This window comes from Burkholderia sp. AU33803 (genome assembly GCF_002223095.1).
Lineage (GTDB): Bacteria > Pseudomonadota > Gammaproteobacteria > Burkholderiales > Burkholderiaceae > Burkholderia.
In genome coordinates this window covers 1,979,341-1,993,215 of sequence record NZ_NKFJ01000004.1, presented here as the reverse complement: position 1 = coordinate 1,993,215, position 13,875 = coordinate 1,979,341, and the positions used below count along the sequence as shown (strand labels likewise).

General features: G+C 63.6%; 15 protein-coding genes. 9 read left to right on the top strand and 6 right to left on the bottom strand.

From position 1 onward, the window contains the following. Window positions 1–358 precede the first annotated feature (358 nt). The 3 genes from cueR to CFB41_RS11755 all read left to right on the top strand — a co-directional run bounded on the left by cueR (window position 359) and on the right by CFB41_RS11755 (window position 1,609). Window positions 359–763: a Cu(I)-responsive transcriptional regulator gene (gene cueR, locus CFB41_RS11765; protein ID WP_041493104.1), complete on the top strand. Its 405-nt coding sequence runs from the start codon at window positions 359–361 to the stop codon at window positions 761–763. 215 nt (window positions 764–978) lie between these two features. Next, entirely contained in the window at window positions 979–1,125 is a 147-nt protein-coding gene (locus tag CFB41_RS11760) for a DUF3563 family protein (RefSeq protein ID WP_006478295.1), read from the top strand. Window positions 1,126–1,273: 148 nt separating this feature from the next. Then, window positions 1,274–1,609, top strand: a complete 336-nt coding sequence (locus CFB41_RS11755; protein ID WP_039339200.1) for a hypothetical protein — start codon at window positions 1,274–1,276, stop codon at window positions 1,607–1,609. A gap of 15 nt (window positions 1,610–1,624) precedes the next feature. On the opposite strand, the gene CFB41_RS11750 is transcribed toward CFB41_RS11755, so the two are convergent. Together CFB41_RS11750 and CFB41_RS11745 are read right to left on the bottom strand one after the other, a co-directional pair. After that, complete coding sequence (locus tag CFB41_RS11750; RefSeq protein WP_089456535.1) at window positions 1,625–2,470, bottom strand: 23S rRNA (adenine(2030)-N(6))-methyltransferase RlmJ; 846 nt, start codon at window positions 2,468–2,470, stop codon at window positions 1,625–1,627. Window positions 2,471–2,581: 111 nt separating this feature from the next. Then, window positions 2,582–3,553 carry an aldo/keto reductase gene (locus CFB41_RS11745; RefSeq protein WP_089456534.1) on the bottom strand — a complete coding sequence of 324 codons (972 nt, stop codon included), beginning with the start codon at window positions 3,551–3,553 and terminating at the stop codon, window positions 2,582–2,584. Between the two features lie 165 nt (window positions 3,554–3,718). Between CFB41_RS11745 and CFB41_RS11740 the strand changes: the two genes are divergently transcribed. After that, a complete protein-coding gene (locus CFB41_RS11740) occupies window positions 3,719–4,507 on the top strand; it encodes a 3-hydroxybutyrate dehydrogenase (RefSeq protein ID WP_089440632.1) in 789 nt (262 codons plus the stop codon). A gap of 120 nt (window positions 4,508–4,627) precedes the next feature. Here the strand turns inward: CFB41_RS11740 and CFB41_RS11735 are convergent, their stop codons facing one another. Further along, the gene (locus tag CFB41_RS11735; RefSeq protein WP_089456533.1) at window positions 4,628–5,827 is read right to left on the bottom strand and encodes an amino acid aminotransferase; all 1,200 of its coding nucleotides are present in this window, start codon (window positions 5,825–5,827) and stop codon (window positions 4,628–4,630) included. A 267-nt stretch (window positions 5,828–6,094) separates the two neighbouring features. On the opposite strand from CFB41_RS11735, the gene uvrB reads away from it, so the two are divergent. The 5 genes from uvrB (at window position 6,095) to CFB41_RS11710 (ending at window position 11,639) form a co-directional block, all read left to right on the top strand. Then, complete coding sequence (uvrB, locus tag CFB41_RS11730) at window positions 6,095–8,185, top strand: excinuclease ABC subunit UvrB (protein ID WP_089440630.1); 2,091 nt, start codon at window positions 6,095–6,097, stop codon at window positions 8,183–8,185. Between the two features lie 219 nt (window positions 8,186–8,404). Continuing rightward, window positions 8,405–8,956, top strand: a complete 552-nt coding sequence (locus tag CFB41_RS11725; RefSeq protein ID WP_021163417.1) for an iron transporter — start codon at window positions 8,405–8,407, stop codon at window positions 8,954–8,956. Window positions 8,957–9,011: 55 nt separating this feature from the next. Continuing rightward, window positions 9,012–9,344 carry a cupredoxin domain-containing protein gene (locus CFB41_RS11720; RefSeq protein WP_047898577.1) on the top strand — a complete coding sequence of 111 codons (333 nt, stop codon included), beginning with the start codon at window positions 9,012–9,014 and terminating at the stop codon, window positions 9,342–9,344. 58 nt (window positions 9,345–9,402) lie between these two features. After that, window positions 9,403–10,245, top strand: coding sequence for an FTR1 family protein (locus CFB41_RS11715; protein ID WP_089440629.1), 843 nt, complete (start codon window positions 9,403–9,405; stop codon window positions 10,243–10,245). After that, a complete protein-coding gene (locus CFB41_RS11710; protein WP_089456532.1) occupies window positions 10,242–11,639 on the top strand; it encodes a 4Fe-4S binding protein in 1,398 nt (465 codons plus the stop codon). The genes CFB41_RS11715 and CFB41_RS11710 overlap by 4 nt, the downstream gene beginning before the upstream one ends. Window positions 11,640–11,913: 274 nt before the next feature. Here CFB41_RS11710 and hemP read toward each other — a convergent pair whose 3' ends face one another. From hemP to CFB41_RS11695, 3 genes are all read right to left on the bottom strand, one after another. After that, window positions 11,914–12,165 (bottom strand): hemin uptake protein HemP, encoded by a 252-nt coding sequence (gene hemP, locus CFB41_RS11705; protein ID WP_089440628.1) that lies wholly within the window; start codon window positions 12,163–12,165, stop codon window positions 11,914–11,916. A gap of 138 nt (window positions 12,166–12,303) precedes the next feature. Then, on the bottom strand, window positions 12,304–12,786 hold the full coding sequence (locus CFB41_RS11700) for an SRPBCC family protein (protein WP_039370078.1): 483 nt from the start codon (window positions 12,784–12,786) through the stop codon (window positions 12,304–12,306). Window positions 12,787–12,885: 99 nt separating this feature from the next. After that, window positions 12,886–13,758 carry a pirin family protein gene (locus CFB41_RS11695; protein WP_089456531.1) on the bottom strand — a complete coding sequence of 291 codons (873 nt, stop codon included), beginning with the start codon at window positions 13,756–13,758 and terminating at the stop codon, window positions 12,886–12,888. Between the last annotated feature and the right edge of the window lie 117 nt (window positions 13,759–13,875).

Here is a 13,875-nt window from a genome sequence, read left to right as displayed (position 1 = left end):
TCCCATCCCGAACAGGACCGTGAAACGACTCTACGCCGATGATAGTGCGGATTCCCGTGTGAAAGTAGGTAATCGTCAGGCTCCCTAAGCCAAGAACCCCCGCCCGAAAGGCGGGGGTTTTTGCATTGGCGCGGCAGAAATGCGCGACGCACCTGGTATCGAGCACACCTCCTGGATGACAGAAGGGCACACCATCCTCCACATACCAACGGCACGCACGCCAGATCAATCAGCCGCCATCCTGCCGTCAATCCTTACCCCGGAACGAAACTACGCGATTTGATACGATCGACGTGTCGTCGGAGATCGCACACGTTGACGTTCATGTTCGAAATAAGGGCTTGATGGAGAGGGCGGAATGAATATCGGCGACGCGTCGCGCGAATCCGGAGTCAGCGCAAAGATGATCCGGTACTACGAACAGGTCGGCCTGCTTGCGCCAAGCAAGCGAACTGATGCCGGCTACCGGATCTACGGCGCAGACGAGATCCATATCCTGCGCTTCATCCGTCAGGCGCGACGCCTTGGCTTTCTCGTCGAGGACATCCGCAAGCTGCTGATGCTCTGGCAAGACCGTTCCCGCGCGAGCGCCGAAGTAAAGTCGATTGCCCTCGAGCATGTGGCCGAACTCGACAAGCGCATCGCCGAGCTGAGCGACATGCGCGATACACTGGCCGATCTTGCCGCGCACTGTCACGGTGACGGGCGGCCCGAATGCCCGATTTTGGCGCGTTTGTCCGACCCCGTCGGTGAACCAAATTAGTGCAATCGCTCGACGTCCAAATCACGCCTTGACTCGATTTTCATAAAAATCAACGGGTTATGTGATGTCGGTAGCCAGCCATTCCGATTGGGAATGGTTTCCATGCAAGTATTTCACTAGCATCTTGGTGCGGCATCGCTATAATTCGGGATAACCCTATACGGGAAATCCCTGAACACCGATTCACTAGGGGTCCCCCTTCCTTGGAGAATGTCATGATCGCCTACATCGTCGAAAAGCTGAGCAACTGGTTCGAATCCGCAGAACGTGAACGCCGTGAGGCCTACCTTGCCACGTCGTCGGACATCGTCCAGCTCGAGAGCCGCATCCGCTCGCTCGAAACCAACGGCTACTCGCTGTAATCGGAGTCACCGTCAGGTGCCATGTGGCACCAAGCGATAAGCAAGCCCCGTATTTGACGGGGCTTTGTTTTTTTGTGCGCCGGATCTGGCGCAATCGTCAGTGCAGCGCTATGGTATGCACCTGCTTTTCATCCTGAAGGACACGATCATGCGTTTGCGTCTCGATGTGCGTCGAAGTGCCCGCGCGCGTCTCGTTCTGGGCGCGGCGGTGCTGGTCCACGGGCTCGCGGCTGTTGCCGCGACGTCGTCCAAGCCGCTGATTCTCGATACGCAACGCGGTATCCAGGACGGCAAGGGCGGGTTGGTGCTGCAAACGGCACCGTTGTCTTCCGAGCCGATCGTCGAGCCGGCAGGGATGCGGGCTCCGGCCGGGCAGGCGCCGAACACGTCGGTTCCGCTGTTCGTCGCGCCGTATATCAATGTCCCCGCGTGGGGTGGGCAGCCGGCCAACCAGCCGAGGCTCGCGCCGAGACCTCAGCCGTAACGGCCGGTTGCCCGATCAGTTTCCGCGGTGCTCGATCTGGCAGCGGGCGCCGCTATCCTGTCCGAGCATCTCGACCAGGTAGGGCAGTGCCTCGTTCATGCTCTGGGCGAGCGTATACGGCGGATTCAGAATGAACATCCCGCTGCCGTAGAGACCCAGCCCGTCAGTCGGCGGATTCGATACCGTCAGTGTCAGGTGCAGCCAGTTGTTCGGTTGCAGGCGCTTCAGCTGCTCGGGGAAACGCTGCGATTCCGTCCGGGTCACCTGCGGGTACCAGACTGCATAGCAGCCCGTCGCGAAACGCTTCAGACACTCCGTCACGCATGCCACCGTGCGCGCGTAATCCTTCTTGTCCTCGTAGGACGGGTCGATCAGCACGAGTGCGCGTCGCGGCGGCGGCGGCAGCAACGCCTTGATGCCTTCGAAGCCGTCGCCGGCGAAAATCATCGCGCGTCGGCCCGCATCGCGGAAATTGTGGCGCAGCACGTCGATTTCTGTCGTGTGCATTTCGAACAGGCGCATGCGGTCCTGCTCGCGCATCGATCGCCATGCGATGTACGGGGAACCCGGGTAGAAGCGCAGTTCGCCGTCGTCGTTCAGCGCGCGTACTTCATCCACATAGTCGCCCAGCACCTCCGGCAGGTTCTTTTCGTTCCACAGCCGGCCGATGCCGGTGTCGAATTCCGACGTCTTCGCCGCGTAGCCGTCGCGCAGCGAGTACACCCCGGCGCCTGCATGCGTGTCGATGTACCAGTAAGACTTGTCCTTCTTGTTCAGGTAGCGCAGCAGCTGGACGACGACGGCGTGCTTGAGCACGTCCGCGTGGTTGCCTGCGTGAAAACCGTGACGATAACTGAGCATGGCGGGCTGCCTGAAACGAAAGGTGAATCGGTGAAAGCGATCGATCGTGCGCGGCCGTCAGGCCGGGCGCCGATGCGGGCCGCTATTGTACGCGAGTGGCCGCGCATCGCCTTACTCGTACGCATCGCCGACCACCTCCTCGATGCGTTGTTTCACATCCGGCGTCAGCTTCGCGGCAACGTCGAGCGCGCGCATGTTGTCACTGATCTGCTCGACCCGCGACGCGCCTGTGATGACCGAACTCACGCGCGGATTGGCGAGTACCCACGCGATCGCGAGTTGGGCAGTGCTGCAGCCGAGCTCGGCTGCAATTGTGCCGAGCCGTTCGACGATGTCGTTGGCGGCCGGATTGGTCAGGCGGTCGCGCATCCAGTCGTAACCCTGTAACTGTGCGCGGCTGCCGGGCGGCACGCCGTTACGGTACTTGCCGGTGAGCAGGCCCGATGCCAGCGGGCTCCAGGTCGTGAGGCCGAGACCGTAGTCTTCGTAGAGCCGCGCATATTCCTGTTCGACCCGCGTGCGGTGGAACAGGTTGTACTGCGGCTGCTCGACGACCGGCTTGTGCAGGTGATGCCGCTCGGCGATCTCGCATGCAGCACGGATCTCGTCGGCACTCCATTCCGACGTGCCCCAGTACAGCGCCTTGCCGCGCACGATCATGTCGCTCATCGCCCAGACGGTTTCCTCGATCGGCGTGTTCGGGTCGGGGCGATGGCAATAGACGAGGTCGACATAGTCGAGTTGCAGCCGGCGCAGCGAGCCGTCGATGGCGTTCAGCAGGTATTTCCGGTTCAGCGTGTGATACTGGTTCGGCGCTTCGGCGAGCCCCCAGAAGAATTTCGTGGACACGATGTAGCTGATGCGCGGCCAGTCGAGCGTCTTGAGCGCGTGGCCCATGATTTCCTCGGACTTGCCGCCGGCGTAGACCTCGGCGTTGTCGAAGAAATTGACGCCAGCGTCGCGCGCCGCAGCCAGGCATTCACGCGCGACCCGCTGGTCGACCTGGTTGCCGTACGTCACCCACGAACCGAGCGAAAGCTCGCTGATCTGCAGGCCGGAGCGGCCTAGCCGTCGATAGTGCATGCGGAACCTCCTGCGTGATGGAACCGACCTTAAGCTTAGACGTTCTGCGCGCGAACGGCGGGGCCGATCGTGCACAATGACGGCTGGCCCGCCAGCACGATCGCGCGACGGTAGCGGATGCGGCGGGCGCGTGTTTTATCGATCCGACAACGGGAGGAGACGGACATGGCAGCAGATCTGAGCGGCAAGACCGCAGTCGTCACGGGCGCCGCGAGCGGCATCGGCAAGGAAATCGCACTCGAGCTCGCGAAGGCGGGGGCGGCCGTCGCGATCGCCGACCTGAACCAGGACGGCGCGAACGCGGTCGCCGACGAGATCGTCAAGGCGGGCGGCAAGGCAATCGGCGTCGCGATGGACGTGACGAACGAGGAAGCCGTGAACAGCGGGATCGACAAGGTGGCCGAAACGTTCGGCTCGGTCGACATCCTCGTGTCGAACGCGGGCATCCAGATCGTCAACCCGATCGAGAACTATTCGTTCGCCGACTGGAAGAAGATGCAGGCGATCCACGTCGACGGCGCGTTCCTGACGACCAAAGCCGCGCTGAAGCACATGTACAAGGACGATCGCGGCGGTGTCGTGATCTACATGGGTTCGGTGCACTCGCACGAAGCGTCGCCGCTGAAGTCGGCGTACGTGACGGCCAAGCACGGCCTGCTCGGCCTGGCCCGCGTGCTGGCGAAGGAAGGCGCGAAGCACAACGTGCGTTCGCACGTCGTGTGTCCGGGCTTCGTGCGCACGCCGCTGGTCGACAAGCAGATTCCGGAGCAGGCGAAGGAGCTCGGGATCAGCGAAGAGGAAGTGGTGAAGAAGGTGATGCTCGGCAATACGGTCGACGGCGTGTTCACGACCGTTCAGGACGTCGCGCAGACGGTGCTGTTCCTGTCGGCCTTCCCGAGCGCCGCGCTCACGGGCCAGTCGATCGTCGTCAGCCACGGCTGGTTCATGCAGTGATGCGGGGGCGGGCAGGGTCGCTGCCCGCCGGTCAAAGGCATAAAAAAACGCGCTCCACGGAGCGCGTTTTTCATTTTGGCAGGGCGGGGCCGATGACGGCTGCCGCCTGCTCAAGCCGTGTTACTTCAGGACCGCTGCGACCGCATTGGCGACCGCGTCGAGGTTGCGCGTATTCAGTGCGGCGACGCAGATCCGGCCCGTGCCGACTGCGTAGATGCCGAACTCGTCGCGCAGGCGATCGACTTGCGCCGAGGTCAGGCCCGAATACGAGAACATCCCGCGCTGCTCGTTGATGAAGCTGAAATCGCGATCGACGCCGCTTGCCTTCAGGCGCTCGACGAGACCATTGCGCATTGCGCGGATGCGATCGCGCATTTCACCGAGTTCCTGTACCCACGAAGCGTGCAGTTCCGGCGATGCGAGCACCGCTGCGACCACGGCGCCGCCATGGGTCGGCGGGTTCGAGTAGTTCGTGCGGATCACGCGCTTCAGTTGCGACAGCACGCGCGTCGCTTCTTCCTTGCTCGACGTGATGATCGACAGTGCGCCGACGCGCTCGCCGTACAGCGAGAACGACTTCGAGAACGACGACGACACGAATGCGTTCAGGTCAGCCGCGGCAAACAGGCGCACGGCAGCGGCATCGGCCTCGATGCTTTCGCCGAAACCCTGGTAGGCCATGTCGAGGAACGGCACGAGGTTGCGTGCCTTCACGACGTCGACGACCTGTTGCCATTGCGCTTCGGTCAGGTCCACGCCGGTCGGGTTATGGCAGCACGCGTGCAGCACGACGACCGTACCTGCTGCGTAGCCGTTCAGTGCCGACAGCATGCCTTCGAAGTTCACACCGTTGGTGGCAGCGTCGTAATACGGGTACGCAACGACTTCGAAGCCGGCTGCTTCGAACAGCGCGCGGTGGTTTTCCCAGCTCGGATCGCTGATCGCGACCTTCGCGTTCGGGTTCACGGTGCGCAGGAAATCGGCGCCGATCTTCAGTGCGCCGGTGCCGCCCAGTGCCTGGGCCGTGACCACGCGACCGGCCGCGATCAGCGGCGAGTCGTTGCCGAGCAACAGCTTCTGCACGGCCGCATCGTAGGCGGCGATGCCGTCGATCGGCAGGTAGCCGCGCGGCAGGCCGGCCTCGACACGCACCTTCTCTGCTTCACGAACCGCGCGCAGCAGCGGAATCTTGCCTTCTTCGTTCGTATACACACCGACGCCGAGGTTGACCTTGGTCGGACGCGCATCGGCGTTGAAGGCTTCGTTCAGGCCCAGGATCGGGTCGCGGGGAGCAAGCTGGACAGCAGAGAAGAGCGACATGATGATTCGGCAGTAGTGAAAAGAGGGTCAGGCTTTCAACGGGCGGGGCGGGCGCGGTGGATGGACCGCGCGCAGGCAGGCACGACGCCGGAAAGCGCAGCAGCCTGACATTGTAGCGAATTCACGCAGGCGGAGGCGGCGTTTCGGCGGCGAAATTCGGCCGGAGATCGCGATTTCGGACGGCCGTCGCGCGTCAGGAGTCGACAGCAGTTCGCGAGGCCGCGAAGCGCTAGAATGCTTTCTTTGCCCTCGCTCCGGCCGCATTCCATGTCCGAACATAAAGCCGAAACCGGCGACGCGCTCGACGAATCGAAATTCGTGACCTTCGAAGGGTCGCCGTTCCAGCTGTATCAGCCGTATCCGCCCGCAGGCGACCAGCCGACTGCGATCCAGACGCTCGTCGAAGGGGTCGAGGACGGTCTCTCGTTCCAGACGCTGCTCGGCGTGACAGGCTCGGGCAAGACCTTCACGATGGCGAACACGATCGCGCGGCTCGGTCGCCCGGCGATCGTGTTCGCGCCGAACAAGACGCTCGCCGCGCAGCTCTACTCGGAATTTCGCGAGTTTTTCCCGCGGAACGCGGTCGAGTACTTCGTCTCGTACTACGACTATTACCAGCCTGAAGCGTACGTGCCGCAGCGCGACCTGTTCATCGAGAAGGACTCGTCGATCAACGAGCACATCGAGCAGATGCGGCTGTCGGCGACGAAGAGCCTGATGGAGCGCCGCGACGTGGTGATCGTCGCGACGGTGTCGGCGATCTACGGTATCGGCAACCCGTCCGAATACCACCAGATGATCCTGACGCTGCGCGCCGGCGACAAGCTCGGCCAGCGCGACGTGATCGCGCGGCTGATCGCGATGCAATACACACGCAACGAGCAGGATTTCCAGCGCGGCACGTTCCGCGTGCGCGGCGACACGATCGACATCTTCCCGGCCGAACACGCGGAACTGGCCGTGCGCGTCGAACTGTTCGACGACGAGGTGGAGACGCTGCAACTGTTCGACCCGCTGACGGGGCGCGTGCGGCAGAAGATCCCGCGCTTCACCGTGTATCCGTCGTCGCACTACGTGACGCCGCGCGACACCGTGATGCGCGCGGTCGAGACGATCAAGGACGAACTGCGCGAGCGGCTCGAGTTCTTTCACCGAGACGGCAAGCTCGTCGAGGCGCAGCGCCTCGAGCAGCGCACGCGCTTCGATCTCGAGATGCTGCAGGAGCTCGGCTTCTGCAAGGGCATCGAGAACTACTCGCGACATTTCTCGGGCGCGGCGCCCGGCGATCCCCCGCCGACCCTCGTCGACTACCTGCCGCCCGATGCACTGATGCTGCTCGACGAGTCGCACGTGCTGATCGGCCAGCTGAACGGCATGTACAACGGCGACCGCGCACGCAAGGAAAACCTCGTCAACTACGGGTTCCGGCTGCCGTCGGCGCTGGACAACCGGCCGCTGAAGTTCCCCGAGTTCGAACGCAAGATGCGCCAGGTCGTGTTCGTGTCGGCCACGCCGGCCGACTACGAGAAGCGCGTGACCGGGCAGATCGCCGAACAGGTCGTGCGGCCGACGGGCCTCGTCGATCCGGAAATCGAAGTGCGGCCGGCGAGCTCGCAGGTCGACGACGTGCTGGCCGAGATCAACGCGCGGGTGAAGGCCGAGGAGCGCGTGCTGATCACCGTGCTGACCAAGCGCATGGCCGAGCAGCTCACCGAGTTTCTCGCCGATCACGGGGTCAAGGTGCGTTACCTGCACAGCGACATCGACACGGTCGAGCGCGTCGAGATCATCCGCGACCTGCGGCTCGGCACGTTCGACGTGCTGGTCGGGATCAACCTGCTGCGGGAAGGGCTCGACATTCCCGAGGTGTCGCTCGTCGCGATCCTCGACGCGGACAAGGAAGGCTTCCTGCGCGCGGAGCGCTCGCTGATCCAGACGATCGGCCGCGCGGCGCGGAACGTGAACGGCAAGGCGATCCTCTACGCGGACAACATGACCGAGTCGATGAAGCGCGCGATCGGCGAGACCGAGCGGCGCCGGGCGAAGCAGATCGCCCACAACGAAAAGATGGGCATCACGCCGCGCGGTGTCGTGAAGCGCATCAAGGACATCATCGACGGCGTCTACAACGCGGACGAGGCACGCGCCGAGCTGAAGGAAGCGCAGCAGCGCGCGAAATTCGAGGACATGTCGGAAAAGCAGCTTGCCAAGGAAATCAAGCGCCTCGAAAAGCAGATGGCCGACTACGCGAAGAATCTCGAGTTCGAGAAGGCCGCCGCGACCCGCGACCAGCTTGCGCTGCTGCGTGAGCGCGTGTTCGGCGCGAACGTCGGCGATCACGTCAACGGCGGCCGGTAAATCTTTCCAAGCGTCACCGAAACCCTGCGGTAACGAACCTGTAAGCCTTGTCGGATCAGGGGTTTACACGGCTCTTCGTTTGTTCCGAAACAGGTTCGGTGCTAAACTTCGTGATTATTGAGAATTGTTCGCATTAACGTTCTTCGTCGCGTTAGTGTTTTCAGTGGGCCGGCCGGTGGTCGGTCCGCATGGTTCCAGATCAAATAACAAGGAGTGTCCATGTTGGGTTCTTCATTCATCCGCACGACGGTGGCGGTAGCGGCGGCGCTTGCCGCGATGTCGGCTTCGGCTGCCGAATATCCGATCGGCAAGCAGCAGATCCAGGGCGGCATGGAAATCGGCGCGGTGTACCTGCAGCCGATCACGATGGACCCGGAAGGGATGATGCGCAAGGCGTCGGATTCCGACATCCACCTCGAGGCCGACATCCATGCGGTCAAGAACAACCCGACGGGTTTCGCGGAAGGCGACTGGATGCCGTACCTGCAGGTCACGTACAAGCTGACGAAGCAGGGCGACACGAAGTGGAAGGCTGAAGGCGACCTGATGGGCATGGTCGCGAGCGACGGCCCGCACTACGGCGACAACGTGAAGCTGAACGGCCCGGGCAAGTACCACCTGACGATGGTCGTCAAGCCGCCGATGCAGACGGGCCACATGGCGTTCGGCCGTCACATCGACAAGGAAACGGGCGTGGGCGCATGGTTCAAGCCTATTACCCTCGAGTACGACTTCCCGTTCGCCGGTATCGGCAAGAAGGGCGGTTACTGATCGGTGGCATCACGAACGGCGCGCTTCGGCGCGCCGTCGGCGTAGAGAACCCAGAATGAAAATTCCCCAGAAAATCGTTGCCGCAGCCGCTGCGCTGTGGCTTGCCGGCGCAGCGTATGCTGCCGATCTGCCGACGTTCAAGCTCGAGATGGCGGACGGCAAGCTGAATCCCGCCCGCATCGAAGTGCCGGCCGGCCAGCGTTTCAAGATCGAGATCAAGAACACCGGCAAGGGCGCCGCCGAATTCGAGAGCGTGCAACTGCGCAAGGAGAAGGTACTTGCGCCGGGCGCCGATTCGTTCGTGGTCGTCGCACCGTTGTCACCGGGTGAATACAAGTTTTTCGACGATTTCCACCAGCAGGCGCAGGGCGTGATCGTCGCGAAGTAATGCGTTTTATCTGCGCGCGGGCGCGCCTGCCCGGTGTACCGCGCGTCAGGAGGTATCGATGGGTCAGATCTTGTTCATCGTCTGGCGGGAGAGCGTCGAAGCGCTGCTCGTCGTCGGCATTCTCTATGCATGGCTGAAAAACGGCGACGACGACGCGCGCCGCGGCCTGCCTTTTCTCTGGACCGGCGTCGGTGTCGGCTTGCTGATGGCCGTCGGCCTGGGTGCCGCACTGGTCGGTTTCACCGAAGTGCTGTCGGGCGACGCGCAGGACTATTTCCAGACCGCCATGGTGCTGATCGCATGCGTGCTGATCGTGCAGATGGTGCTGTGGATGCGCCGGCACGGCCGCACGCTGAAGCGCGACATGGAGCAATCGCTGCAGCAGAGCACGCGCGATTCGAACTGGTGGGGTGTCGCGGTGCTGGTCGCGCTCGCGATCGCGCGCGAAGGCAGCGAGACGGTGATCTTCCTGTACGGTCTCGGTTTCGGCCAGTCGGGGCACGTCGACGGCAGCCAGATGCTCGCGGTCGTGATCGGCCTCGGCCTCGCGTTCCTCACGTTCTATCTGCTGCAACTCGGCGGCAAGTACTTCTCGTGGCGGCATTTCTTCCGCGTCACGGAAGTGATGCTGCTGTTCCTCGGCGCAGGTTTGTTCCAGACGGGCGTCGACAAGCTGATCGACAAGGAAATCCTGCCGCTCGGCATTTCGCAGGTGTGGGACACGTCCGCGATCCTCGATGATTCGGGCACGTTCGGCTCGCTCGTCGCCACGCTGACCGGCTATCGTGCCCACCCGGCGCTGACCAACCTGGTCGCGTATGCGGTGTACTGGGCGGTGGTCTGGCTGCTGATGAAGCGCGCAAGCCGTCGTCCGGCGGTCGCGGCAGGTCGCGCGGCATGAGCGTGGTCGCCGCAGCCAAGCAGGGCTGGCTCGCGCAGGCCGGCCAATGGATGCAGCGCCACGGTGCGCTGATCCGCGGCATCCAGTGGGCCGTCGTCGCCGTCTATGCGTTCCTGATCATCGTGCCGGCGGTGTTGCCGCTGCCGGACGACACCGCACACCTGTGGAACAACCTCACGCTGATCGCGCAATTCACGTTCTGGGGCATCTGGTGGCCGTTCGTGCTGCTGTCGATGGTGATGCTCGGCCGTGTCTGGTGCGGCGTGCTGTGTCCCGAAGGTGCGCTCACCGAATTCGCGAGCAAGTTCGGCCGTGGCGGCCCGATTCCGCGCTGGATGCGGTGGGGCGGCTGGCCGTTCGTCGCGTTCGGACTCACGACGATCTACGGGCAGATGGTGAGCGTGTACCAGTACCCGCTCGCGGTGCTGTTCGTGCTCGGCGGCTCGACCGTCGGTGCGATCGTGATCGGCGTGCTGTACGGCCGCGAAAAGCGCGTGTGGTGCAAGTACCTGTGCCCGGTCAACGGCGTGTTCGGGCTGCTCGCGCGGCTCGCGCCGATGCGCTACAAGGTCGACGAGGATGCATGGCGCCGGTCGTACAAGAACGGCGAGCATGGGCATCGCGTGATCCCGATCAACTGCGCGCCGCTCGTGCCGTTGCGCAACATGAAGGGCGCGGCGGACTGCCACATGTGCGGCCGCTGCAGCGGGCACCGGGATGCGATCTCGCTGTCGTTGCGCTCGCCGTCCGACGAGGTCGTGAACCTCGGCGCGCAGCAGGCGAACCCGTGGGACACCGCGCTGATCCTGTACGGCCTGCTCGGCGTCGCGATCGGTGCGTTCCACTGGACCGTCAGCCCGTGGTTCGTGCAGATCAAGCAATGGCTCGCCGGCTGGCTGATCGACCATGACATCACGTGGCCGCTCGAGACCAATGCGCCGTGGTTCCTGCTCACGCACTATCCGGATCGCAACGACGTGTTCTCGTGGCTCGACGGCGGGCTGGTCATCAGCTATATCGTCGGCACGGGGCTCGTGTACGGTACTGCGCTGCTGGTGTTGCTGGCCGGCGCGACGCTGATGCTCGGCCGCTTCGATCGCGTGCGGCTGCATCATCTTGCGCAGGCGTTGATTCCGATTGCAGGCGCGGGTGTGTTCCTTGGCCTGTCGGCCACGACCCTGTCGTTGCTGCGTGCCGAGCATGTACCGCTCGGCTGGGCGGCCGATGTGCGCATCGCGATCCTGGTCGGCGCCAACGCATGGAGTGCGTGGCTCGCGTGGAAAGTGACGGGCCGCTATGCGGGCTGGCCGCGCCGGCTTGCGGCATTCGTGTGGTTCGCCGTCGCGCTTGCCGTCATCGACAGTGCATGGTGGTTGATGTTCTGGGGTTTCTGAAGCGGATCGCGCGCCGCTTCGGCGATCGCGCAGCGACGCGGTAACGAACCTGGGCGGCACGCTTCACGCGTTGGGCGCCCAAACAAAAAAGCGACACGTCGAAGGACGTGTCGCTTTTTTTTCTTCCTTGTGCGAGAACCAAAAAAAGTGGCTTGGCTTGCTGCAACGGCTGCTTGAGTGTGTTTGCACGAAGGGGTCTAGATCTCGCGTGCAAGCCGTTACGCTGGCTACTGCCCAACACCTCTCAGGGAGGTGGTCCCCACAATACGCTGTCTTACTTCGTCAGGATCAGTTTGCCGAGCCGTGTGGCGCGCAACTGATAGGTCTCTCCGTTATGCGCGATGCTGACGTGGCTTTGGCCTTGCAGCAGCGCATCGCTGCTGACGACCCGCGTGCCTGCTTCGCGGTTGCCGGCGGGTTTCGCCGGCGTGGTGACCGCTGCCGTCTTCTGACGGCTGCTGCCTGCGGTGCCGGTCGTGCGGCGCAAGGTCAGCGTGGTCGGGGTCTGGCGCAGGGTGTCGGTCATTCGCTTGATCGGTGACTGTCGATACGATGGAATGAATTCTAAATGATAACTATTCCCATTTACAAAAACTCTTTATCGATCGAAACGGCGAGCCCGATAGCTTGAGTCAAAGGGGCGGCCTGCAGGCCGCCACCGCGTTCAGTGCAGTGGATCGGGGTCCTTGCGGCCCTGCGCGTACTCGCGGATCAGGCGGACCGTGTCGATATCCGACGTGCGGTACGCTTCCTTGACGATCCCGTGCGTTTGACGCGCGTCTTCGCTGTCGTCCGTGACGACCAGTGTCGTGCGGTATTCGAAACGCAGGAACAGCTCGTGGTCGTCGCGTTCCTCGATCGTCATCGTCAGCGAGCCGCCGATCTCGCCGTCGGCGGCGAGGATGTCGTAGCGAACCTGCTGGTTCGGCGTGAACGTGACGTGGTCGCGCACGGTCGCATGACCGTAGTGCAGTTCGCGTTCGAGCGTCGTGTCCGTCCGTTCGTGGACGACACAGCTGTCGAGACCGAGCACGAACAGTTGCGGCTGTTCGGCGCGCAACACGAGACCTTCCCAGAGCTGGTCGCGGGTGAGGGTCGGCACGGCCGGATCGTCGGAATTGATCTGGATCAGATGTTCGAAGTTCAAGGGGACGGGTTCCTTCTGGTGGCGGGCGGCCACGTGGTTCAAGAAGTCATTGTGACGCAAAACGCGCGGTTTCGCGGCACCTGGGCGCCCGTCGGTGCGTCATGCTTCGATGCGCCCCATGCGACCGGTCTGGTAGTCGACGACCGCCTGCCGGATCTCTTCCTCGGTGTTCATCACGAACGGGCCGTAGCGGACGATCGGCTCGTTGAGCGGCACGCCGCCGATCAGCAGCAGGTCGAGCGGCGTGTCGCCGGCGGCGAACGTGACGGTGTCGCCGTCATCGCAGTACACGACCATGTGTCGTGCGTCGACCGCCTGCCTGGCGGGCCCGTAGCGGCCCGTTCCGTCGATCGGATAGGCGAACACACGATAGCCTGCCGGGACGGTCTGCGTGACCGTTGCGCCCGGTTGCAGCGTGAAATGCTGGTAGAGGATCGGTGTGCGTGTCTCGATCGCGGCGCGGACGCCAAACGCTTCGCCGGCGATCACGCGCACCCGTGCGCGGCCGTCAGGTGAGGTGGCGGTCGGGATGCGGTCGGCGGGGATCTCCTGGTAGCGCGGCGCGATCAGCTTGTCGCGACGCGGCAGGTTGACCCACAGCTGGAAACCGTGGGAGCGACCGCCCGCTTGCGCGAATTCCGGATCCGGCATTTCGCTGTGCACGACGCCGGCGCCCGCCGTCATCCATTGCACGTCGCCCGGGCCGAGCGTGCCGGCATGGCCGGACGAGTCGCGATGGCGGAAGCGCCCGTCGAGTGCATAGGTCACGGTCTCGAAGCCGCGATGCGGATGGTCGGGGGCGCCCTTGGCTTCGCCGGGCGCGTAGTCGACGGGGCCCATTTCGTCGAGCAGCAGGAACGGATCGAAATCCATCAGCAGCCGGGTCGGGAACGGGCGGTGAACCACGAAGCCGCCGCCTTCGGTCGTGCGAAGTGCGGGGTAGGTGCGGTCAAGCGAGCGAGCGGTCGTCATGCGGATACCCTCGAAATGATCGGAATAGCGTTATTTTTGAAACATAGCGCTATTATATTGGGCGTTTTACCGTTCGATTCGCGACGGTTCGCAATGGATTGTTCTGAAAATGGAACG